We start from the raw sequence: 22,983 nt of genomic DNA on the forward strand, positions 1-22,983 counted from the left end.
AGAGCAGGCTGACGCGGGAAATGGCAAAAAATGACCTAGAACAGCAGTCGCGAAAAGTCGCAGCAGGCTTGGGCCAGCGTTGCGACGTCCTGGTTCAGGCCAAATTGTCGGTCCACGCGATGCAACGCCACATATTGGATATCCGGTAGCGCAGGCTGCGTGACCAACGCGCGCAAGGTGCCTTGCTCGATCAGATGGGACAGGCACACCACCGGCAGGTAGCTCACACCCACCCCCGACAACGCCAACCCGGCCTGCACCAACAGGTTATGGCTGGTCAGGGTGCGCGGCAGTTGCACATTGTTTGCCGCCAGCCAGCGTTCGTAGATCATCCCGGTACCCGACTGCGAACCCTGGGTGAGCACGGTGTAGCTGGCGAGCGTTTCCAGGCTGATGGGATCGGCGTCCGGGATCAGGCCTGGGGAGCACATCCAGGCGTTTTCCACGCATTGCAGCACGGTACTGTGGAAGCGCGGATCGCTGTAGACGTCCGGCACAATCACCAGGTCCAGTTGGTCGCTTTCCAATTTGCGAAACAGCTCGCTGCTCAGCTCTACCGACGGTTCGATCTGCACCTTGGGGTAGGCCTGGCGCAGCGCTTCGACCAGCGCCGGCAACCAGGTCAGCGCCGTCAGCTCGGTGACCCCGAGGCGAAACCGGCGCACCAGCACTTCGCGGGCACTGACGCGCTCGAGCAATTGGTCGCGGCTTTTGAGCAGGTCACGGGCGTAATCAAGCAGTTCACCGCCTTTTTCCGTCAGCCGGGCGTTGCGTTTGCTGCGGTCGAATACCTCGACGTCGAAGGTGTCTTCCAGCTCCTGTATACGCTTGGAGATGGCCGACTGAGACATGTTCAGCTTGTTGGCCGCGGCTTCGAAACTGCCCAGCTCGGCGATCCAGTACAGCGCGTCGATTTGCTTGAACGTGATCATGGTGTGCCAGTCATGAAAAAAATCGATGCTAACACATCATAAAATATCGCTAAAACTCTCCGTTCATCGCTCCTAAGATCCGGCCATAGCCCATCGCTATCCAAACGACTCTGGAGATTTGCCATGTCCTTGCCCGGTTCTCGCATCCTTCCCAACGCGCCCATGGCCTCGGCCGAATTGGTCGAGGCATTTGCCCACGTAGTCACGCCGCACATCAGCGACAACCTGGCCCGGCACATCGGCGCCCGTGGGCTCACGCGCTACAACCGCAGCGGGAAGCTGGTAGGCACGGCGATCACCGTCAAGACGCGCCCCGGTGACAACCTGCTGATCTACAAGGCCATGAGCATGCTGCAACCCGGCCATGTGCTGGTGGTGGACGGCCAGGGCGACACCAACAACGCGGTGATCGGCGAGCTGGTCAAGCTCTACGCCCAGCAACGCGGTTGCGTAGGGTTTGTGATCGACGGCGCGATTCGTGATGTCGCCAGCTTCGAGGACACCCCCTGCTATGCCCGCGCCGTGGTGCATACCGGCCCGTACAAAACCGGGCCCGGCGAAGTGAACGTGCCAGTGTCCATCGGCGGCATGATCATCAACCCGGGCGACCTGCTGGTAGGCGATGAAGATGGCCTGGTCGCGTTCTCCCAGGCAGACGCTGGCGAAGTGCTGCGCCGCGCCGCCCAGCACGCCGACCATGAAGAAACGGTCAAGGCCGAAATTGCCAGCGGCGCGGTGCGCCAGAGCTGGATCGACAAAGTCCTGCACAACGCAGGCCTGGCGTGAAGGAATCCGTGATGAGTCATGCATTTTTGTCGGACCGCGTCCTGGGCATTGCGCCCTCCCCGAGTATCGCCGCCAATGCGTTGGTGAGCGAGTTGCGTGCCCAGGGCCGCGACATCGTTAACTTCACCGTGGGCGAGCCGGATTTCGACACGCCTGCGCATATTCTGGAGGCCGCCAGCCAGGCGATGCACAGCGGCGACACCCACTACACCGCCACCACTGGCACCCTTGCGCTGCGCCAGGCGATTTGCCTCAAGCTGGCGCGCGACAACGACTTGGCTTATGGCCTGGACGAAGTGGTCGCCGGTTGTGGCGGCAAGCACATCATTTATCACGCGCTGGCGGCGACGCTCAATCGCGGCGATGAAGTCATCGTGCACACGCCGTACTGGGTGTCGTATCCGGATATAGCGCGGCTCAACGATGCCACCCCGGTGATCATCCCCGGTGATGAAAGCCTGGGTTTCAAGTTGTCGCCCGAGGCCCTTGAACAGGCGATCACTGCGCGCACCAAATGGGTGATCCTCAACAGCCCGAACAACCCCAGTGGCGCGGTGTACAACGAGGCTGAACTGCTCGCGCTGGCGCAGGTGCTACGCCGCCATCCCCATGTGCTGATCATGGCTGACGAGATCTACGAACACTTCGTCTACGGCGAGGCCCGGCATGTACCGTTAACGCGCCTGGCTCCCGACCTCAAGGCGCGTACCCTGATCATCAACGGCGCCTCCAAGGGCTATGCGATGACTGGCTGGCGCCTGGGCTTTGGTGCGGGCCCCGCCTGGCTGATCGCAGCCATCGCCAAATTGCTGTCGCAAACCACCACCTGCCCCAGTTCGTTGAGCCAGGCCGCTGCGGTGGCCGCGTTTGCCGGCGAGCAGGCGCCCATTGGCGCGATGCGTGAGGAATACCGGCGACGCCGCGCATTGATGCTGGAGCGGTTGGAGGGCATTCCCGGCGTGAGCTGTACCCCGCCGGACGGTGCGTTCTATGTGTTCGCCAATGTGAGCGGACTGATGGGCAAACGCCCCCCACAGGGTCATCGCCTCGAGAGCGATAGCCAACTGGTCGACTACCTGCTGCGCGACTACGGCCTGGCCACGGTCAGCGGCGCGGCGTACGGCATGTCGCCGTATGTGCGCTTGTCTTTTGCCAGCTCGCCGCAAGTGATCGAAGAAGGTTGCCGCCGACTCAAAGACGCATGCCACGACCTGCGCTGACAGCTGCCTGCCACACCCTGCGGCCAACGGACGGCTGCTTATTGACTGCCTAGAACAACAACTCAAAATCATTGATCTCAAATGAGGCATTCCCATGCACACGCCCCGTATCGCGCTGGTCTGGCAAATCATGATCGGCTTGCTCGCCGGTATCGCCATTGGTGCCCTGCTGCACCGCTTTCCCGAATCCCGGCCGTGGCTGGTGGACAACCTACTGCAACCGGCGGGCGATATCTTTATCAAGCTGATGAAGATGATCGTCGTGCCTATCGTATTTTCCTGCATGGTGGTGGGCATTGCCGGCCATGGTGACGGCAAATCCCTGGGCCGAATCGGCGTGAAATCCCTGAGCTATTTCTTTTGCATCACCACCCTGGCCATCATTATCGGCCTGGTCATGGGCAACCTGCTCAAGCCCGGCGCCGGCACTGAACTGTCCAGCCTGCATGCCGCCAACATCACCCTGCCCACCAGCAACGGCGCCGGTCATAGCCTGGGGCAGATTATCGTCAGCATCATCCCCGACAACGTGATCAACGCCATGGCCCAGGGCAGCCTGTTGTCTGTATTGTTTTTTGCGGTGATGTTCGGCCTTGGCGTGGCACGCCTGCCGGCCGAGCGCAAAGACCCCGTGATTGCGCTGCTGCGCGGCGTTGCCGATGCAATGTTCAAAGTGACCTCGATGATCATGGCCTACTCGCCCATCGGCGTATTCGGCATGATCGCAGTGACCGTCGCCAACTTCGGTTTCAGCTCATTGCTGCCGCTGGCCAAGCTGATCATGGTCAGTTACGTGGCTATCGCCTTTTTTGTGCTGGTGGTGCTCAACCTGGTAGCGCGAGTGTGCGGGATCAACCTGTTCGCGCTGATGCGCCATATCAAGGATGAACTGGTACTGGCCTTCTCCACCGCCAGCTCGGCGGCGGTGATGCCCCAACTGATGAAAAAACTCGAGACCTACGGCGTGCCGCCTTCGCTGGTGAGCTTCGTGGTGCCGGTCGGCTACTCGTTCAATCTCGACGGTGCCTCGCTGTTCCTCGGCATCGGCACCTTGTTCGTCGCGCAGCTGTACGGCATAGAGTTGAGCCTGGGCGATCAGGCCTTGTTGGTGGTGACCATGGTGCTCACCTCCAAAGGCGCTGCCGGGGTGCCAGGGTTTATGTTTGTGATCCTGTCGGCGACGCTCGCCAGTGCCGGTTTGCCGTTGGAAGGGATCGCGTTTATCGCCGGGGTGTATCGGTTGATGGAAATGCCGACTACCGCGCTGAATGTGTTGGGTAATGCGCTGGCACCGCTGGTGATTGCGAAGTGGGAGGGCCATGATGCCAAAGCGGCACATGAACCGAGCACTCGGAATATGCCTGCAGGCTAACGTGTACCTACGAATAAAGGCGCTCCGTGGAGCGCCTTTATTCTATTCACGTTACTGCTCGCTGATGGATTTCACATCAGCCTTGGCCGCACCACCAATCGCGATGCGCTTAGGCTTGGCTTCCTCCGGTACAACCCTGAGCAAATCAATGCTCAGCAAACCATTGGCGAGCTGCGCGCCCTGCACTTCAATGTGGTCGACCAGGCGGAACGACAAGCGGAACGCGCGCTGGGCGATACCCTGGTGAAGGTAGGTGATGCCTTCATTGTGTTCGCGCTTGCCGCCGGCGACGGTCAACACGCCTTTTTCCACCTGGATCTCCAGGTCATCCTCCACTAAGCCTGCGGCCGCGATGACGATCCGGTAATGGTCATCACCGTGCTTTTCGACGTTGTGGGGTGGGTAGGTGGTACCGGCCTCGCTGCGAAGCGCCGATTCAAAAAGGTCGTTGAAACGGTCAAAACCGACAGAGTGGCGGAACAGTGGGGCCAAGGAAAGAGTAGTAGCCATAGCAAAATCTCCTGAGTTTTCTCCAAGTGATTTGATACGCGACCCGGATTCGGCATCGCGTAAAGCCTAAGTAGGTTCAGGAGGAAAAATTTCAAGCGTCGCCCATAAAATTTTTTTAACGGCCCCATCAGAACAGTCCCCGTCATCCGTCACGAAGCAAAAACGCGGCAAGCTGGATGAGCATTTCCAGGCAGGCTGAGGGGCCAACATTCATGCGTGAGTGAGGTACCAGCGCCAGTCCTGCTCTCCGACTTCAGCATTGAATTGACGGAACTCGCGCCACTTGATCGCCAGAAACACTTTCAGGAATTCAGCTCCCAGCGCCTCGTGTGCCCACGTTGAACGTTGCAATGCGTGCAACGCGGTAAGCCAGTCGGTGGGTAGAAAATCGGTCGCCTGTTCATAGCCATTGCCCTCAATCGCCGCGCCAGGGTCGCTTTGATGCGTGATGCCGTAGTGAATGCCCGCGAGTACGGCGGCCGCGGCGAGATAGGGGTTGGCATCGGCACCGCAAATGCGGTGTTCGATGTGCCGACTTATCGCAGGGCCGCCAGGCACGCGCAGCGACACAGTACGATTGTTGACGCCCCAACTTTTCGCCAGCGGCGCGTAACTGCCGGTCTGGAACCTGCGATATGAGTTGGCATGGGGGCAAAATATTGCCAGCGAGTCAAACAAGGTTGCCATCATCCCTCCAATGGAGTGCCGCAACAGCGGTGTGCCCTGTGGGTCTTCGCTCGCGTACAGATTGTGACCCTGCTCGTCGGCCAGGCTGACGTGCAAATGCATACCGCTGCCCGCCTGATCGCTGAACGGCTTGGCCATGAAGCACGCTTGCAGCCCATGTTGGTTGGCAACGCCTTTGACCAAGCGTTTGTAACGTACGCCTTCATCAATGGCCTGGAGTGCGTCGAAACGATGCTCCAGCGTCAACTCGACCTGGCCCGGAGCGTATTCGGAGATCGCCGTACGCACGGGTAACCCCTGTAGCGCGCAAGCCGCGTAAAGGTCATCAAGAAACGGTTGAAGCTGCTCGAGTTCGTATACGCCATAAACCTGAGGTGCAACTGGGCGTGCGCCATTGGTCTGCAACGCCGGCTGCGGTCGACCGTTGACGTCGCGCTGTTGGTCCAGCAGGTAAAACTCCAATTCAACGGCCATTACCGGATGGAATCCATCGGCTTTCAGCCGTTCGATGGTGTTCACCAGTACATGGCGCGGGTCGGCGGGCGCGGCGGGAATGCCTTGGGTCGGGTGCATGCTGACCTGCACTTGACCGGTGGGACGGCTGCGCCAGGGTTGCAGGGTCAGGCTTCCTGGTAAGGGATAGGTCCAGCAATCAGCGTCAGCGACATCCCAGACCAAGCCTGTGTCTTCTACGTCCTCGCCCTGCACGGTCAAGGCGAGAATGGAACTTGGCAGCGGCCGACCATTTTCGTAGATCGCCAGTAATTCATCACGGTGCAACAGTTTGCCCCGTGGAACACCATTCGCGTCGATAAGGAACAACTCGATGCTCAGCACTTCAGGGTGAGCGGCCAGATAATCCTCGGCCTCTTTTTTATCAGCAAATTGCATGTCAAACCTCTTAGCGCTCATTCAAGCGACTTGGCGGTAGTTGAGAAAAACGGGGTGTCACACAGCTATTTATGAAGGGATGACCCGAGCCCCTGGTAGGGCAAGCAGCGTGGTCAGCGCGCTATCCAACTCACTGATCAGCCTGTCGATATCCGCATCACTTGTCTGCGGACAGCACAGGGTCATGTTGTGAAAAGGTGTGATCAGGATTCCGCGATTGATCAGATAGAGATGCAGAGCCATTTGAAGGCTGTCATGAAAAGCCGCTTCGGCTTGCGCACCCGTTCTGGGCGGGGTGGCACAGAATTGAAACTCACAACGCGCGCCCAACTCCGTGACTGACCAGTTCAGTTGGTGCCGTTTGAACAACGCCCGAAAGCCCTGCGCCAGTCTTGAGGCCAGGGGCAGCATGTGCTGGTACGCAGACGCTGTCATGACCTCTTCGAGGCTGACTCGCATGCAACGCATCGCCAGTGCATTGGCGGACAGCGTCGTTCCCATCCCACTGTGGCCGTGCCCGCTGCTCTCTTCGCTAACGCTCCTCTGCGCGTCTTGCATGGCCAAGGCGACGTGCTCACTGACGCCAAACACCGCGCAAGGCACGCCACCTGCGATGGGCTTACCCACCACGAAAAAGTCGGGTTTCAAATCCCATAGGCGAGTGCATCCACCGATGCCGGTGGAAATGGTGTGGGTTTCGTCAATGACCAACAGGCTGCCATATTTGCGGGTCAACACTCGGCACTTTTGCATGAAACCCGCATCTGGCAGGACCATGCCTATGTTCGTCATCGCCGGCTCGCACATCAGCGCACACACGTCCCCCTGGGCTAAAGCAGCCTCAAGTGCGGCAACATCGTTGAAGGGAATAGATCGACTGTATTGGGTCAAGTCGTAGGCTTGGCCCACAAGGCCTGCACGGTGCACCGTTTTGCCGTCGCGGTACCGCACCATCACGTCATCCACCGTCCCGTGATAGCAGCCGTCGAACACCAGCAAGACATTGCGCTTGGTAATAGCGCGCGCCCAGCGCAGAACATAACGATTGGCGTCAGTAGCCGTGGCAGTGACCTGCCAATATGGCAACTCAAATCGCTGAGCCAACAACTCGCCGCAGACCACAGCGTCTTCGCCAGGCAACATCGTCGTTAAGCCGTTATTCGCCTGTTCTGCGATAGCACGGGCGATAGGATCAGGTGAATGGCCAAACATGGCGCCCGTGTCGCCCAGGCAAAAGTCAACGTACTCATGATTATCGACATCTACGAAGCGTGCACCCTTGGCACGCTGAACGAAGAGCGGCGAAGGCATCGACCAATCGCTCATCCAGTGCATGGGAACACCGTTGAAAAGATTCGCCTTGGCACGCTTGGCCAGTGCCATTGACGTTGGGTTGTTTTTTATAAAACGGGCACGCTCGGAGGCGGTAAAAACAGCAATCGCTGATTCACAAATTCCACTGTTCGACATGGTCAAAACCCTAAGTTAATTATTAAACGTTTATTCCTGAATGACGGCCGAATACCGCTCAGTGAATTCACCTACTCTTTGATAAGTCGCACTTTTATATATCGCAGTGACAGCCGCGCTCCCACCCGGGATCATTGATTGATCGCGCGGGAGCGTCAGACTTAATAGCCGGCTTGAAGCGTTAAAATGCGCTGTTTACTTCTGGATAAAACAGAACGTAACGTCCGCGTCCTGAACTCAGGTTTGAGGGGCTTTGTTCTCGACCAGACAGTTCCCGCCATCCACCACGAGGACTTCACCCGTGATGTAACTGGCGTCAGGCGACGCCAGAAATGCAACTGCCGCCGCCACTTCGCGAGGCGTGCCTGCCCGCCCTATTGGGGTAAAACATCCCGCCTCTGCTTCAACGGGCGTGGTTGACGCAGTGGTGATCCACCCGGGAGCCACGCTGTTGACGGTAATCCCCTGCTTGGCGACTTCAAGTGCAAGTCCCATATTCATGCCAACCATTGCGGCCTTGGCGGCGCTATAAGCGGCTTCGCCCGGATTGCTTCCTCTGGTTCCGGTGGTGGAACTCATATTGACAATGCGCCCGTAACGTCGCGCCCGCATACCCGGTAAAACGGCCCGAGTCAGAAGAAAAGCTGTCGTTAAGTTTCTTGCCAGTGAAAGATTCCAGTCACACAGTTCCATTGTTACTAATTCCGAGAAAACCTCAGGGCTTCCTTGCATGGTCATGCCGGCGTTATTTACCAGAATATCGATCCGTCCCCAGACTGTTTCTGCCCATAGGCTGAATTCAAGCACCTGACGTTCATCGGTGAGGTCAGTGGGCCGACCTTCAACTTCAAACCCTTCAAGGCGTAACTCTTTAACCCGATCCGCGATGCGGTTGCTGCTAGCAGTGATGATCAACTTCGCCCCGGCTGCACCTAGCCGTCGAGCAACAGCCATACCGATCCCGGATTCACTCCCGGCACCACTGACAAGTGCCACATGCCCCCTCAATTCCGTACCCAACATGGTGTGCCCCACGTATTTAATTCGAAAGAGAGTAGAAATTAGGCCAGTAGACCTGATAAATAAAGACGATCATCATCAGAAAATCTGACAACCACCATGGCGTTTACCAGTGAGTCACTTAAAGTTTTCCTTGCGGTTGTCGACAGTGGATCCTTTTCTGCCGCCGCACGGAAATTGGGCCGGGTACCCTCGGCCATCAACATGGCTGTGTCACAGCTTGAAGCAGAGCTTGATTTATTGCTTTTTGACCGATCAACCCGCAAAGCTGTCCCTACGGCAGCCGCCAAAGCACTTGAGCCCCAAGCACGACAGGTGGCGAGCCAGATAAACCTGCTGGACGCGCATGCCCTGCAGCTTCATCAGGGGTTGGAGCGGCGCTTGATACTGGCGATGGCGCCGGAGTTGCAAACAGGCGTATGGAGTCGTCCATTGTCCATTATTGCCAAAGAGTTCCCCACGCTTGAGATCGAGATTCGCTCGGCTTCCCACCCGGAGGCGATTCGCATGCTCCATGAAGGGCGTGTGCAATTAGCACTTGGATTTGAACGGCCCGGGCTCGACGAGCGGGAGACGTTTCTTGAGGCGGGAAGCCAGTTGTTAGTAGCGGTTGCCTCTCCAGATCATCCTGCGGCTGCCGGCAAAAAAAGCCCTTTAAGCGAAGAGCAACTGGTGGATATTCGGCAGATCATAGTGGCTACTGGAGGGCCTACAGACTCTGACCCACGCGTTGTGCTGTCGCGGCGAATTTGGCTCAGCGACAGTTATCTGGCAACGCTGGATCTGGTGCAGCAAGGATTGGGCTGGGCTTATCTTCCCCAACCCCTGGTGCAACCTCTCATCACTTCGGGCGCATTGACGGAGGTGGTGTTTGACTACATGCCGAGTCAGATGCGGTTGTGGGTCGATATTATCTGGGTGAAGAATCGACCTCTGGGGCTTGCAGCCAGTCGCTACCTGAGCTTGATGCGCAAAATTGTCGAAGGTGAGCCTCGTCGTGTTTGAGGAATCACAAATACTGGCCATTCTTCGTGGTCGCCAGCGGCTTGGCGCGCACGGATAGCGCGATATACCTCATTGCGGCCATTGTTCAAGCAGTATTGAAACAAACTTTTCTGCCGCGGGAGAGAGTGATGCGCCGCGGCGGTAAACCAGACCCAGGGAGCGGTTCACTATCGGCTCAATCAACGGCACGCTGACCAAGGTGGGGTGATCATGCGCCGGCATGGCCAGGCTCGGCATCGCCGACACCCCCAGCCCGGCTTCCACCAGACCCAGCGAGGTAGAAAGGTGCTGTACCTCGTAGAACCATTGTGGACGCCAACTCAAGCCTGACAACGCGTGATCAAGCAACATGCGATTCCCGCTCAGGCGGCCCACCCCGATAAGACGGTAATCACTGAGCTCAGACCATGTGACAGCACTGCGTCCAGCGAGCTCATGATCACGCCGGCAGGCCAAAACAAACGGCTCTATGACAAGGGGCACGAACTCGATATCAGGATGCTGCCCACTCATCATGTTGATACCGAAATCAGCCTCCCCTCGCAGCACCGCTTCAAGCCCCTCGTTTGCGCTCAAGTCCAGCAGGCGGATGCGAATTTGCGGATAGCGCTCGTTGTACAGGCGGATCACCGACGGCAGGAAATAGAATGCGGCCGTCGGGATGCACGCCAGGGTGACTCGGCCAATCTGGCGCTGGGCAAGTTCGCGGATATTGAGAATCGACTCATCGAAATCATCCAGCAATCGGCGCGCCTTGGGCAGGAAGTCCCGGCCGACGCTCGTGAGGCTGACCTTGCGCGTGGTGCGATCCAGCAACGCGGTGCCCAGCCCCTCTTCGAGTTTTTTAATGCGACGACTGAGTGCAGGCTGAGACAGGTGAAGCGCATCGGCAGCTTCGTGAAAGCTGCCAAGTTCGGCGATCTTCACGAAAGATCGGATATCGTTAAGCTCATAATCCATGTCTTGCCTCACCAACAGAAGAAGTCGATCCGTAATTTAAAGCAAATCTATCATTCGTCAAACGCAATAATCTCGTCAATTTTTGCATTGGAAACATTTTTGAAACCTTGAGACTCTTGCTCCAAGAGCATCAATTACGTCGATTGATCAACAAGAGTCAGAGTCATGCAAAGAATTCCCTGTGTGCTGATGCGCGGTGGTACCTCCAAGGGGCCGGTGTTTCTCGACTGGGATCTGCCGGCTGTCATCGCGGAACGCGACGAGCTGCTGCTCAACGTGATGGGCTCCGGCCATGAGCTGGAGATCGATGGTATTGGCGGTGGCAGCCCGCAAACCAGCAAGGTCGCTATTGTCAGCCCTTCCCTGCACCCGGACGCGGACGTCGATTACCTGTTCGTCCAGGTGATGGTTTCGCAGCGCCGGGTCGACAGCGCCCCCAACTGCGGCAACATGCTGTGTGCCGTCGGCCCGTTCGCCATCGAGCAGGGCTTGGTCAAAGGTACGCCGGGGCGCACTCGCGTGCGCATTCGCAATGTGAACACCGGGACCTTTATCCATTCCGAGGTATGCACACCGGATGGCAAAGTCAGTTACGAGGGCGACACCGCGATCGACGGTGTGCCGGGTACTGCGGCGCCGGTGCAACTGACGTTCCTTGATGCAGCCGGCAGCAAGACCGGCAAACTCCTCCCCACTGGCAACACGCAAGATGTGATCGATGGAATTGCGGTCACGTGCATCGACATGGCAATGCCCATGGTGCTGATCGAAGCCAGCCAACTGGGCAAGCGTGGCGATGAAAGCCCGGCAGAACTGGACGCCGACAAAGACTTCCTGCGGCGCCTAGAGTCATTGCGACTTCAGGCAGGCCTGGCGATGGGCCTGGGTGATGTCAGCGACAAAGTGATTCCAAAGCCGGTGCTGGTCTCGCCCGCCAACGCTGGCGGTACGCTCCAAGTTCGTTATTTCATGCCACACAACTGCCACCGCGCGCTGGCCATTACCGGCTCGATCGGGTTGGCCACCGCGTGTGTGATCGACGGCAGCATCGTCGCGCAAATGCTCGGCGGCATCAGTACGCCGCGCCTTGAAGCGGTGCGCATCGAGCACCCAAGCGGTGGGATTGATGTCGTATTGTCCTACACGGGTGTTAACGGTGAGACAATTCAGGCTTCCGTCGTTCGCACAGCGCGCAGGCTTTTTTCCGGCTTCGTTTATGCCACGGACTCTCAACGCCTCGCCGGATAATTCCGGTGATCGTTGGCATTTTTGCATCCGCACAATTCTAAAAATGGGTGATGCCATGAAAGTTGTTAAATCGCTCTACTTCCAGATTCTCTGCGCCGTGGTGCTGGGTATCGTCGTCGGACACTTCTGGGCCCAGCAGGCCATCGCGCTCAAACCGTTGGGTGACGCATTCATCAAACTCATCAAGATGATGATCGCTCCAGTGGTGTTCTGCACCATCGTCACTGGCATCGCCGGAATGAGCGACAAACGCTCGCTTGGGCGCCTGCTCAGCAAAACCATGCTGCTGTTCTTCGTATTGACGGTGATCAGCCTGGTGATTGGCCTGGTGGCGGTGTATGTGTTCCAGCCGGGCGCTGGCATGAACATCGATCCCAGCCAACTGAGCACCAAGGGACTGACCCAGTACACGGAGTCGGCCGCGAAACTTGGGGTTGTAGAGTTTTTCATGCACATCATCCCCGAAACCTTTATCGGTGCCTTCAGTAAAGGTGAAGTGCTGCCGGTTCTGTTTATCGCGGTGTTGTCCGGCTTTGCCTTGTCGTCGCTGGGCGAGCGTGGCAAGCCGGTACTCGACGTACTCGAGTCCGCCTCGCACATGGTCTTCAAGATTTTCGCTTACCTGATGCGCTTTGCACCGATCGGCGCTTTTGGGGCCCTGGCGTTCACCGTCGGCCAGTACGGCATCACCTCGCTGGGTTCGCTGGCAAAGCTGATCATGACCCTGTACATCGCCTGCGGTTTCTTTGTCTTCGCGGTACTGGGCAGCATTTGCCGTGCGAACGGCTTCAGCCTGTGGAAATTGCTGCGCTACTTTCGCGAAGAATTCCTGGTGGTACTCGGGACCTCCTCCACGGAACCTGTCATGCCGCGCATGCTGGAGAAACTCGAAGCACTGGGTTGCAAGAAAGGCGTCGTGGGCCTGGTGCTGCCCACCGGCTACTCGTTCAACCTGGACGGCACGGCCATCTACCTGTCGTTGGCGGCGATTTTCATTGCCCAGGCCTGCAACATTGACCTGAGCCTGACGCAAATCATCACCATGCTGGCAATCATGCTCCTGTCCTCCAAAGGCGCCGCTGGCGTTACCGGCAGCGGGTTCGTGGCACTGGCCTCGACCCTGACGGTCATTCACGACATCCCGTTGGCCGGCCTGGCGTTGCTGATCGGCGTTGACCGATTCATGTCTGAAGCCCGGGCCCTGACCAGCCTGGCCAGCAACGCAGTTGCGACAGTGGTGATTTCGATGTCTGAAAACGCCTGCCACCGCGAAACGCTGAACCGGATGCTCGACGGCAAATCTTCTGCGGCACAGGGACAAGCCTGGGAAGACCTGACGGTCGCCAAACGCATCTAGCAAAAACCGAATAACACCTACTCCTGACTGAACCCCCCTCCCCGCCAGGCGCCGTTGTGCCGCCCGGCGGGTCAGGGCTCGTGCGCCTCGGCGTCAGCCATTTTTACGATAACAACAAGAGAATCGTCCTATGCTCGCTTTCCTTGGCCTGGCCATGGTGGTCGTATTCACCTTCCTCATCATGACGAAGCGCCTGTCGCCCATCGTCGCGCTCACCGTCGTACCTATCGTCTTCGCCGTGATTGGCGGCTTCGGCGGCACCACGGGCAAGATGATGCTTGACGGCCTGAAAATGGTCGCGCCGTCTGCCGCATTGCTGTTGTTCGCGATCCTGTTCTTTGGCCTGATGATCGATGCGGGCCTGTTCGACCCGCTGATCCGCAAGATCCTCAAGCGCGTCAATGGCGACCCGATGAAGATCGCGGTGGGCACCGCCTTGCTGTCCCTGGTGGTCGCGCTCGACGGCGACGGCACCACCACCTACATGATTACCTGCGCGGCGATGCTGCCGCTGTACAAACGCATCGGCATGAACCCGATGATCCTGGCGACTATCTCCATGCTGTCCCTGAGCATCATGAGCGGCATGACACCCTGGGGCGGCCCCGCGACACGGGCCATCGCAGCGCTGGGCCTGGATGCCGGCGCATACTTCGTGCCGTTACTGCCGACCATGATCGGCGGTGCCATGTGGGTGGTCTTTGTGGCTTTCGTACTGGGGCGAGCCGAGCGCAAGCGTATTGGCAACGTGCAACTGCAAAGCGGTGGCGGCGATTGCTACATCAACGCGATTCTTGAGGACACGCCCCACAAGCGTCCCAAACTGGCCTACGTCAACCTGGTCCTGGTGATTGCGGTGATGGTGGCCCTGGTGATGGGGCTGATGCACTCCGCGATCCTGTTCCTGATCGGCTTTGTGCTCGCACTGATGATCAACTACCCGCAATTGGATATTCAGAAAGAACGCATCCTGGCGCACTCGGGCAACGCTATGACGGTCGTGTTGCTGGTGTTCGCCGCAGGGATTTTTGCCGGGATTTTTTCCGGCACCAAGATGGTGGATGCCCTGGCCCAGACGCTGGTCGACTGGATCCCTCCGTCCTGGGGCCACCTGTTTCCATTGGTGGTTGCGATCACCAGCATGCCGCTGACCTTCGTGCTGTCCAATGACGCCTACTATTTTGGTGTAGTGCCGATCCTTGCCAATGCGGCCGCCGCTTACGGCATAGACCCGGTAGAAATCGCGCGTGCCTCGATCCTCGGGCAACCCGTGCATCTGATGAGTCCGCTGGTCGCATCGACGCTGTTGCTGGTGGGGATGGTCGACCGTGACATTGGTGACTTCCAGAAAGCCACTGTCAAGTGGGCGGTGTTGACCTCCTTGGTCGTCACCGCGCTGGCCTTGTTGACTGGGGCCATCAGCCTGTTTACCTGATTCATCTCTCTGCTGCCTTGCAACGCGCCTCGCTCACGGGGTGCGTGTCGCCCTGCACGCCAAATAACAACAATGAGACGTTTGCCATGAACCCTATGTATACCCGTCAGGCCCTTTTTTGTGCATTGGGTCTGGTGCCGATCGCCGGTGCCAATGCCGAAGGCTTTATTGATGACAGCAAGCTCAAGCTGCAACTGCGCAATGTGTATTTCAACGAGAACTTTCGCGATGAGCACGGCATGAGTGCACGTGCCGCGAGAACGGCAAAAAGCGAACGTACCGAATGGGCCCAGGGATTCTTGCTGGACTATCAGTCCGGATTCACTGCGGGTACTCTCGGCTTCGGCGTTGATGCCCTGGGGCTCTACGGCGTAAAGCTCGACTCAGGACGCGGTCGCAGCGGTACCGGGCTCATGCCGATTCATGACGACGGCCGCGCAGCGGGCGAATTTGCCAGCGCCGGCGCCACCGCGAAAGCCCGGTTCGCCAAAACCACCGTCAAGTACGGCACCCTGCTGCCCAAGACCCCGGTGCTGATTTACAACGACGCACGTCTGTTGCCCCAGACCTATCAGGGCACTCAGGTCAGCAGTAACGACATCGAGAACCTGACGGTCACCGGCGGGCACCTGGACCGTTTCAAATTACGCGACTCCACCGACAGCGTGCCGATTGTGCCGGATGGCTACAGTGGCGAAAAGTCAGGCGACTTCAACTACGCCGGCGCCGAATACAAATGGGGGAAAAACACCCGCTTGAGTTATTTCTACGGCGAACTGGAAAACTTTTACCGCCAGAACTTCGCCGGTATCCAGCACGACCTGCCGCTGGCCGGTGGCGTGCTGACTGGCGACCTGCGGTACTTCAACAGCGCTGATAGCGGCTCTGCCTACGCAGGCAAAATCGATAACGACATGTTCAGCGGGCAATTGTCCTACGCGATCGCTGGCCATACCGTTGGCGGGGGCTACCAGAGCCTGCGCGGCGATGCCGGTTTGCCCTACATCAGTGGCGCAACCGTGTACTCGTTCAGTAACGCCGGCATTGGCAAGTTCATCGAGGAAGACGAAAAGACCTGGATGCTCAACTACGGCTACAACTTCGCCGCCGTCGGCGTCCCCGGCCTGACTTTCTCTGCGCGCTACTTGAGCGGCAATGACGGCAAGTCCACCACCACGGTCAAGGAATGGGAGCGCGATACCGAACTGGCCTACGTTGTACAGGCCGGCACGCTCAAGGGCCTGGGTGTGCGCATGCGCAACTATGTGTACCGCTCGGAGTTCTCCCGAGGGCGCGACAGCAACCGCCTCTACCTCACCTACGACATCGCCCTCTGGTAAGTCGACGATTGCGGCCCATGCGGCCGCTTTCCTACAGGTTAAGGCAAGGCCCCCTCAACATGCTGGCACTCAATGCCGCTGTCGAGGCGGCGCGAGCCGGGGATGCAGTACGAAAGCCGCGCCCTTTTGCTCGCTTTGGCGAAAGTTGAGGCCCAACGCTTCCAAGGCAATAGGGACCTTGACGCTGTTGGGGGGAGCAATGCCGTGACCGCCACGCAACATGCAAGACGCTAACGAGCGAGTAGAGAGGACCCGCAACAGCGGGCGCATGACCCGCTGTTGCAGACGTGCGACAGGACTTATTTTTGCGGCACCACATTCCGGTCCAGGAAGCGGTGGATTTCACCACTGATCTCGTTCAAGTGTGTTTCCAGTGCGAAGTGCCCGGTGTCGTAGAGATGTACCTCAGCTTTGGGAATATCACGCTTGAATGCGTTCGCGCCTGCCGGGAGAAAAAACGGATCGTTCTTTCCCCAGACGGCCAACATCGGCGGCTGATATTTGCGGAAATACGCCTGGAACTCGGGGTAGCGCTTCACGTTGGTGGCATAGTCTGCGAACAGGTCCAGCTGGATTTCATCGTTACCGGGACGCGACACGAACGCGTAATCCAAGGTGTATGTTTCAGGTGCGATACTGTCAGGGTCCGCTACGCCATGCGTGTATTGCCACTTGATTGATTCTGGTTTGAGCAGCTCGCGCAATGCGTTGCGGTTCTGGGCAGTGGGCGCGTTCCAGTAACGTTGAATCGGGTTCCAGCCCTCGCTGAGGCCTTCAACGTAAGCATTCCCGTTTTGGCTAATGATTGCGCTGATTCTATCGGGGTGTGCGACGGCCATCCGCCAGCCTACAGGCGCACCGTAGTCGAAGACTTGAAGAGCGTAGCGATTCAGCGCAAGCGCTTCAGTAAATCCATCCATGGTTTTGGCGATGTTGTCGAACGTGTATGAGTACTTCGCCCGATCAGGGCTGTCCGAGAATCCAAAACCTGGGAAGTCAGGGGCAATCACGTGGTAACGGTCCGCTAGTTTCGAAATCAAGTCGCGATACATGAATGATGAGGTAGGAAATCCATGAAGCAACACGATGGTTGGCGCCGATGGGTCGCCCGCTTCCCGATAAAAGATGCGGACCCCTTTTACCTCTACAAAATGGTGTTGGACGTCGCTTGCCCTTTGGTGGCTAATGTCGGCTGCTTCCACTCCCGCGCTGGCGAGCGCTGCACTGAGGGCAGTGGCGGCTAACAACGTTTTAATGCTCATGCAAACTCCTTGGACACTGAATGAAAAAGATAAGTGGTCTATCAGGCGATGAGTTCATGGCTTGTCGAGCGTCAGGCGCACCCACTTGATAGGGCTATATTGCCTGTTTCAATAAACCAACATAATCTGAGAATATTGGTAATCTCCCTACCAAATATTGGAACATTCCATGGACAGATTTGAGGCAATGAAGCTGCTCGTGGCTGCGATTGATGCTGGCAGCCTGACGGCAGCCGGACGGCTAGCCGATATCCCTCTTCCCACCATCAGCAGGAAAATTTCTGACCTGGAGATGCTGATAGGTAGCCGCTTATTGATTCGAACCACGCGTAGGCTCTCGTTGACCGATGCAGGGGTGGCTTATGTGGCTGCTGCACGCCGAATATTGGAGCAGTTGGAGGTTGCCGAACGCGAAGCTGCCGGAGAATTCATTGCCCCCAAAGGCGAACTGGTCCTGACCGCGCCCATCATGTTCGGCCGGCTGCAGGTGCTGCCGATCGTCAACGCGTTTTTAGGGGAGTTTTCCGAAATCAACATCCGGCTCCTGCTTTCTGATCGCAACGCTCACCTCGTTGACGACCACGTGGACATGGCAGTGCGCATTGGAACACTCGCTGATAGCGGCATGATCGCCACTCAGGTGGGGGCCATGAGAACTGTAATTTGCGCGAGTCCTAGGCTGCTGGAAGCGTATGGAAGACCTGAATGTCCCGCAGACCTGCAGAACTTGCCAACCGTGCGACTTGACGCCCCTATGCCTTTTCAACACTCAAAACATGGCGTGGCAGAATCAACGAGGCGGATGCCCCCGCGCTTATCGGTGACGACCGCTGACGCAGCAGCGCAGGCCGCCATTGATGGCGTTGGAGTCGTTCAGTTATTGCACTACCAAGTCGCGGAGGCGATCAGCGAGGGACTGCTGGAGATTGTGCTGGATAACTATGAGCCTCCGTCGGCGCCTATCAACCTGATCCACATGTCACCTGGGCATATGCCCCTGAAAATGAGGCGATTTCTGGATTTCGCGATTCCTCGGTTTCGTCAGCGCCTGGATCAGTAAACTCAGCAATGGCGTGCGAACCTCACTCAGTTTGCTCCGACAGTTTAGGAATTATTCATGGCATTCATTGTTACCTGCGTTGTGTCCCTATTTTTTTGGACTGTTGTTTCAGTAATCACAGGGGCTGAGGAGCCGTGGGACCTGGCCAGTTACTGGACGATCATCTATCCCGCCGCGCTAGCGCTGTCGGTAATCCTCGGGGCAGTACTAAGAAGCTCACAGTGGTCCGCAGGTGGCGTCGTAATGCTCTCCCAGATCCCAGTGGTTTTAGCGATTTCTGGTGCATCCCCGTTGCTAGGCGTCGGTATCATCTATGCGGCCCTTCTCTCAATTCCGGCGATAGCCCTGTCATGGCTCGCTGGCAAATTGCGCTCAGGTAAGAACGGACGATGGACATCTACGAAGAAATGAAGGCTCCGTTCCGGGAACAACCGAGACGCGTACTGATTACACAATAAAGATTGAGCCAGGCAAAAAAATACGGCGGCCGGACAGTACGACGTAACCCCCTGTTCGCCCAAATACGATTGATAGATGCCCTTTGCGCAGATCCCCCCGCAAAGCCAAGACAGAGTGTGCTCAAGTTATCAATTTTGTTGGGCTCGCTGCGCTACGTCGCAAAGCCATCGGCGCAACAGTTGGGCTGCCTCACCCAACACCACATCGTTGGCCTGCACCACGTAATAGCCTTTACCTGTCCTTAGGACAGCGTCAAAGACCGGTACGAGCAGGCCTCGCTGTACGTCCTCCTCAACCAGCCAAGGGCTGGTGAGCACTAGACCTTGATCGCGCCGGGCCGCGTCGATTGCCAGCTCAGACTGGTCGAATTTGAGGCTGCTGGAGAAGCTATCGGGAGACATCCCGACCGATGATAGCCATTGAGACCAGTGGGCATGAGACGTCGTATAGAGCAAGGTTGCCCCCAGCAAACAATCAAGGCTATGCAACTGGAGCCGTTCGCGGTAAGCCGGGCTGCAATAAACCCTTACCTCGTCCGGCAACAGCAGTTCTGCGTTCACGTCACTGCCATATCCATCGAAATGCCGCACTGCCAGGTCGCAAGTAGCGTCATTGAAATCCACAGCATCGGTAGATGCGCTCAAGTGCAGTTGCACCTCTGGATGACGTTCCGTGAACAAAGGCATGCGCTTTGCGAACCAGGAGTTGGCGAACGCCGGCGGCAGGCTTAAACGTACCTGCTTGTCCCTACTCCCTCGGACGGCGAGATTGGCGGTCTCTAGCTGGCGAAGCGCCGGCTTGACTTGCTCCCAATAGCTCAGCGCTTCAGCCGTTGGTCGTAGCCTGCGAACGTTACGCACAAACAGCGGCGTTCCTAGCCAACCTTCCAGCTTGCGAATTTGTTGCCCTACTGCTCCCGGCGTCACAAACAACTGGCTTGCCGCAAGACTGACGCTTCCCGTTCGCATGACCGCGTCGAAACAAGCTATGGCCCGAAGGGGCGTATCAGCTCTCATAACGTAGTTTTTCTCTTCTATAGGCTGAAAACACGTGATTTGTAGCGGCTTGCTTACTTTCGCACAATCCACGTTCGCCGTAGGGCAACAACAGATCCCAACTTCCAAGGAAAGGCCAATGTCGATTGTTCGAGCAACCTGGTTTGACGATAAATCACCCAAGGTGAACAGCTGGTCGTCGCAGGCAAATAAAGGGTTGCCCCAATCAAAAGGTATCGATGAATGAGGAAGTCAGTAGACGGAGCCGCCACGGCGGTGATGGTTCTGCTATGCCTCATATGGGGTGCCCAGCAAGTGGCGATCAAAGCTGTTGCGGGCGACATAGCCCCTATCATGCAGGTCGCCGTTCGCTCCGGAGTCGCTGCACTCCTGGTCTGGCTAATAGGAAAATGGATCATGCGGGAGGTATGGTTACCAAACGTTTGGTGCCGCTCCGGGTTAGTCGTGGGCGTTTTATTTGCCGCTGAGTTTCTGCTTGTTGCGCAAGGACTACGCTGGACAAGTGCTTCGCATATGGCGGTTTTTCTTTATACAGCGCCGTTATTCGCCGCCATCGGCCTGCACCTGCGCCTGCCGGAGGAGCGTCTTGGTGCAATGCAATGGCTTGGCATGTCTTTAGCATTCGCCGGTATTGCCATCACCTTTCTCATGCCGCGTGATGGGGGCGCGACTCAGCCAGCCATCACGGACAGTCTGCTGGGCGATCTGCTGGGTTTAGGCGCAGGTGCTGCATGGGGGTTCACGACCGTAGCGGTGCGTACCAGTCGCCTCAGTGAGGCACCAGCAACCCAGACTCTGTTCTACCAACTCGCGGGCGCGTTTCTCCTCTTGTTGCCCTTAAGCCTGCTGCTAGGCCAGAACGCAGTGACCTTTTCAACCCAAGCTCTGGCCAGCTTGATTTTTCAAACAGTGATTGTGTCAGTAGCAAGTTACTTAATCTGGTTCTGGATGCTTCGTCGCTACCTCGCAGCTCGCCTTGGTGTGCTGGCTTTCATGAGTCCGCTCTTTGGCGTACTCATGGGGTACCTATGGCTTGGAGAACAGACAAGTTACGGATTTCTGCTGGGTGCAAGCCTCACTATTGTTGGCCTGCTGGTAGTGAATCTCAGCAAGTCGGGCGGACAGACTCAGGAGGAAAGCAGTTATCTGAGACCCAAAAATCGCAAGGAGAAAGTACCGTTATAAACCCGTGGCTGCTCTGGAGCGCCTTAGATATTTGTAGACGGTAGCCCGTGATAGAGATAACAGCTCGCAGATGTAGTTGGTTGCATTGCGCAACGCGAAGACTCCGCCTTTATCCATTTCACCAATCAGTGCCACCATTTCTTCTGAAGTAAGCGACGCCAATGTCACCCTGCGAGCCCTCAAAAATTCATCCATGATCGCGTGCGCTGACTCTTGGAAATCGGTGGCAAACAATGCCGGAGGCTTCTCAACTGTATTTTCAAAACCTAAAAATGATGCAGCGATTTCTGCCATCCCGCTCATGACAGTGATGTCAAAATTTACGCATAAGAGCCCGATCTGGATCCCTTCAGGATCTCGGAGCACCGCTGTAACCGACCTTAGCTGTCGGCGATCAAAATTCACCTTTCTATAAGGGCCCGCAACATCTCCCTCGAATGATGCCCCATCGTTGATATCCGTCAATGAACTGTCGCCGACCCGCCGCTGAGAGAACACATTGAAGATATGTGCAATCTTTCCGGAGGCCAGGTCATGAATAATGACCTCGGCGTGCGGATCCAGGAGCTTCGCAATCGCCTGGGCGCTGCTGATGTAATTATCCAGATGTTTATTCACGGTAAAAATATGCCTCGAAAAAATACAAAACGTCTTCAGGATACTAATTGTATTTTTGTGCTATGGTTATGCCCGCCTTTACTGAAGCGCCCGATTGTAGCGCCATATCCCGTCTAACGGCGGCGAGTAACCGCCAGTCAGCCGGGTAAGCACAACGCCCGTCTTTCAATAGCCGATGGAGCAATCGATGAATATCTACACCCAAGCGCAAATCATGAGTGCCTTGTGCCCGAGGGACGCTGCTGCGCTGATTGCAGAAGGATTCATTGCCCATGCTAACGGACGGGTGCAGCTACCTCAGGTTCAAAGCTTTCAGTTCCCGGCCAGCAACGGTGACTGCTGCGTGAAGTCGGCTTGGATGCTAGGAGACGAGGTGTTTTCAGTCAGGGTCTCGGCAGGTTTCTACGACAATCCTGCGAAGGGTTTTTCCAGTAACGGTGGGTTGACGCTGATTTTCTCGGCCTTGACGGGGCAACCCGTCGCTTTGCTTCGGGATGGCGGCTGGCTGACCTCAATGCGTACAGCGCTGGCGGGGCAAATCGTGGCGAGGGCCATGGCGCCCTCACAGGTGAGAGGCATCGGTGTGGTGGGTACCGGCGACCAGGCACGCATGCAACTGGAACACCTGATGCCCGTCACGGCATGTCGACGCTTGACGGTTTACGGGCGTAACCGGCAAGGCTTGGAACAATACTGTGAATTTGCCGACGCTTTAGGCTTTGATGTCGTTGCTACCCAAGATGCAAAGGACGTTGCGACCAACTCCAACCTGATCATCACGGCTACACCCTCTCGCGAAGCCATCATCGCGAATGAATGGGTCAACCCTGGGACACACATCACTGCTATTGGCGCAGACAGTTTTGGCAAGCAAGAGCTGGATGTGCGCCTGGTTGCACGTGCCGATGTGATTGTCGTGGACTCAATCGAGCAATGCTGCCAATTCGGTGAGATTTCAGGAGCCTTCAAATCCGGCCTGATCGACAAAGGCAGCCTTGTAGCACTCGGCAGCGTATTGAGCGGTCACGCCATCGGACGACAGGACGACACGCAGATTACCATTGCAGACCTTACAGGCTTAGGCGTGCAGGATGCTCAGATTGCGAAATGCGCCGTGGCATCATTAGCGCACTAATGGATAGCGACGCGA

The 22,983-nt window shown here is 57.3% G+C and carries 20 protein-coding genes; 11 read left to right on the forward strand and 9 right to left on the reverse strand.

What is annotated here, in order from left to right:
* Positions 1-35 precede the first annotated feature (35 nt).
* Entirely contained in the window at positions 36-932 is an 897-nt protein-coding gene (locus HU722_RS19950) for a LysR family transcriptional regulator (RefSeq protein WP_065873285.1), read from the reverse strand.
* Between the two features lie 123 nt (positions 933-1,055).
* Between HU722_RS19950 and HU722_RS19955 the strand changes: the two genes are divergently transcribed.
* The 3 genes from HU722_RS19955 (at position 1,056) to HU722_RS19965 (ending at position 4,310) form a co-directional block, all read left to right on the forward strand.
* Positions 1,056-1,718, forward strand: a complete 663-nt coding sequence (locus tag HU722_RS19955; RefSeq protein WP_065873286.1) for an RraA family protein — start codon at positions 1,056-1,058, stop codon at positions 1,716-1,718.
* An 11-nt stretch (positions 1,719-1,729) separates the two neighbouring features.
* Entirely contained in the window at positions 1,730-2,938 is a 1,209-nt protein-coding gene (locus HU722_RS19960) for a pyridoxal phosphate-dependent aminotransferase (protein WP_065891049.1), read from the forward strand.
* A gap of 94 nt (positions 2,939-3,032) precedes the next feature.
* Positions 3,033-4,310 (forward strand): cation:dicarboxylate symporter family transporter, encoded by a 1,278-nt coding sequence (locus HU722_RS19965; protein WP_065891050.1) that lies wholly within the window; start codon positions 3,033-3,035, stop codon positions 4,308-4,310.
* A 51-nt stretch (positions 4,311-4,361) separates the two neighbouring features.
* Here HU722_RS19965 and HU722_RS19970 read toward each other — a convergent pair whose 3' ends face one another.
* The 4 genes from HU722_RS19970 to HU722_RS19985 all read right to left on the reverse strand — a co-directional run bounded on the left by HU722_RS19970 (position 4,362) and on the right by HU722_RS19985 (position 8,891).
* The gene (locus HU722_RS19970; protein WP_049712265.1) at positions 4,362-4,820 is read right to left on the reverse strand and encodes an Hsp20 family protein; all 459 of its coding nucleotides are present in this window, start codon (positions 4,818-4,820) and stop codon (positions 4,362-4,364) included.
* 210 nt (positions 4,821-5,030) lie between these two features.
* The gene (locus HU722_RS19975; protein WP_065880834.1) at positions 5,031-6,398 is read right to left on the reverse strand and encodes a glutamine synthetase family protein; all 1,368 of its coding nucleotides are present in this window, start codon (positions 6,396-6,398) and stop codon (positions 5,031-5,033) included.
* Between the two features lie 69 nt (positions 6,399-6,467).
* Entirely contained in the window at positions 6,468-7,868 is a 1,401-nt protein-coding gene (locus tag HU722_RS19980; protein ID WP_065891051.1) for an aspartate aminotransferase family protein, read from the reverse strand.
* 237 nt (positions 7,869-8,105) lie between these two features.
* On the reverse strand, positions 8,106-8,891 hold the full coding sequence (locus HU722_RS19985) for an SDR family NAD(P)-dependent oxidoreductase (RefSeq protein ID WP_065873291.1): 786 nt from the start codon (positions 8,889-8,891) through the stop codon (positions 8,106-8,108).
* Between the two features lie 96 nt (positions 8,892-8,987).
* On the opposite strand from HU722_RS19985, the gene HU722_RS19990 reads away from it, so the two are divergent.
* Positions 8,988-9,893, forward strand: a complete 906-nt coding sequence (locus HU722_RS19990; RefSeq protein WP_065873292.1) for a LysR family transcriptional regulator — start codon at positions 8,988-8,990, stop codon at positions 9,891-9,893.
* A 69-nt stretch (positions 9,894-9,962) separates the two neighbouring features.
* Here HU722_RS19990 and HU722_RS19995 read toward each other — a convergent pair whose 3' ends face one another.
* Complete coding sequence (locus HU722_RS19995; RefSeq protein ID WP_065873293.1) at positions 9,963-10,853, reverse strand: LysR family transcriptional regulator; 891 nt, start codon at positions 10,851-10,853, stop codon at positions 9,963-9,965.
* A 165-nt stretch (positions 10,854-11,018) separates the two neighbouring features.
* On the opposite strand from HU722_RS19995, the gene HU722_RS20000 reads away from it, so the two are divergent.
* From HU722_RS20000 to HU722_RS20015, 4 genes are all read left to right on the forward strand, one after another.
* Positions 11,019-12,101 (forward strand): 4-oxalomesaconate tautomerase, encoded by a 1,083-nt coding sequence (locus HU722_RS20000; RefSeq protein WP_065873294.1) that lies wholly within the window; start codon positions 11,019-11,021, stop codon positions 12,099-12,101.
* Positions 12,102-12,144: 43 nt separating this feature from the next.
* Complete coding sequence (locus HU722_RS20005) at positions 12,145-13,458, forward strand: dicarboxylate/amino acid:cation symporter (RefSeq protein WP_065873295.1); 1,314 nt, start codon at positions 12,145-12,147, stop codon at positions 13,456-13,458.
* 130 nt (positions 13,459-13,588) lie between these two features.
* Positions 13,589-14,893 (forward strand): CitMHS family transporter, encoded by a 1,305-nt coding sequence (locus HU722_RS20010; RefSeq protein WP_065873296.1) that lies wholly within the window; start codon positions 13,589-13,591, stop codon positions 14,891-14,893.
* Positions 14,894-14,988: 95 nt separating this feature from the next.
* Positions 14,989-16,233 (forward strand): OprD family porin, encoded by a 1,245-nt coding sequence (locus HU722_RS20015; protein ID WP_371913950.1) that lies wholly within the window; start codon positions 14,989-14,991, stop codon positions 16,231-16,233.
* Between the two features lie 299 nt (positions 16,234-16,532).
* Here HU722_RS20015 and HU722_RS20020 read toward each other — a convergent pair whose 3' ends face one another.
* Entirely contained in the window at positions 16,533-17,495 is a 963-nt protein-coding gene (locus HU722_RS20020) for an alpha/beta fold hydrolase (protein WP_083207051.1), read from the reverse strand.
* A gap of 169 nt (positions 17,496-17,664) precedes the next feature.
* Between HU722_RS20020 and HU722_RS20025 the strand changes: the two genes are divergently transcribed.
* Entirely contained in the window at positions 17,665-18,555 is an 891-nt protein-coding gene (locus HU722_RS20025; protein WP_065880832.1) for a LysR family transcriptional regulator, read from the forward strand.
* A gap of 587 nt (positions 18,556-19,142) precedes the next feature.
* On the opposite strand, the gene HU722_RS20030 is transcribed toward HU722_RS20025, so the two are convergent.
* Complete coding sequence (locus HU722_RS20030; protein ID WP_065873300.1) at positions 19,143-20,030, reverse strand: LysR substrate-binding domain-containing protein; 888 nt, start codon at positions 20,028-20,030, stop codon at positions 19,143-19,145.
* Positions 20,031-20,252: 222 nt separating this feature from the next.
* Here HU722_RS20030 and HU722_RS20035 point away from each other — a divergent pair, with 222 nt between their 5' ends.
* Complete coding sequence (locus tag HU722_RS20035) at positions 20,253-21,215, forward strand: DMT family transporter (protein ID WP_065873301.1); 963 nt, start codon at positions 20,253-20,255, stop codon at positions 21,213-21,215.
* On the opposite strand, the gene HU722_RS20040 is transcribed toward HU722_RS20035, so the two are convergent.
* Positions 21,210-21,833, reverse strand: coding sequence for a helix-turn-helix transcriptional regulator (locus HU722_RS20040; protein ID WP_065873302.1), 624 nt, complete (start codon positions 21,831-21,833; stop codon positions 21,210-21,212). The two genes, HU722_RS20035 and HU722_RS20040, sit on opposite strands and share 6 nt — an antisense overlap.
* Positions 21,834-22,020: 187 nt before the next feature.
* Here HU722_RS20040 and HU722_RS20045 point away from each other — a divergent pair, with 187 nt between their 5' ends.
* Positions 22,021-22,968, forward strand: coding sequence for an ornithine cyclodeaminase family protein (locus HU722_RS20045; RefSeq protein ID WP_065873303.1), 948 nt, complete (start codon positions 22,021-22,023; stop codon positions 22,966-22,968).
* Positions 22,969-22,983 lie beyond the last annotated feature (15 nt).

The sequence above is a fragment of the Pseudomonas tritici genome (assembly GCF_014268275.3).
GTDB classification, from domain to species: Bacteria; Pseudomonadota; Gammaproteobacteria; order Pseudomonadales; family Pseudomonadaceae; genus Aquipseudomonas; species Aquipseudomonas tritici.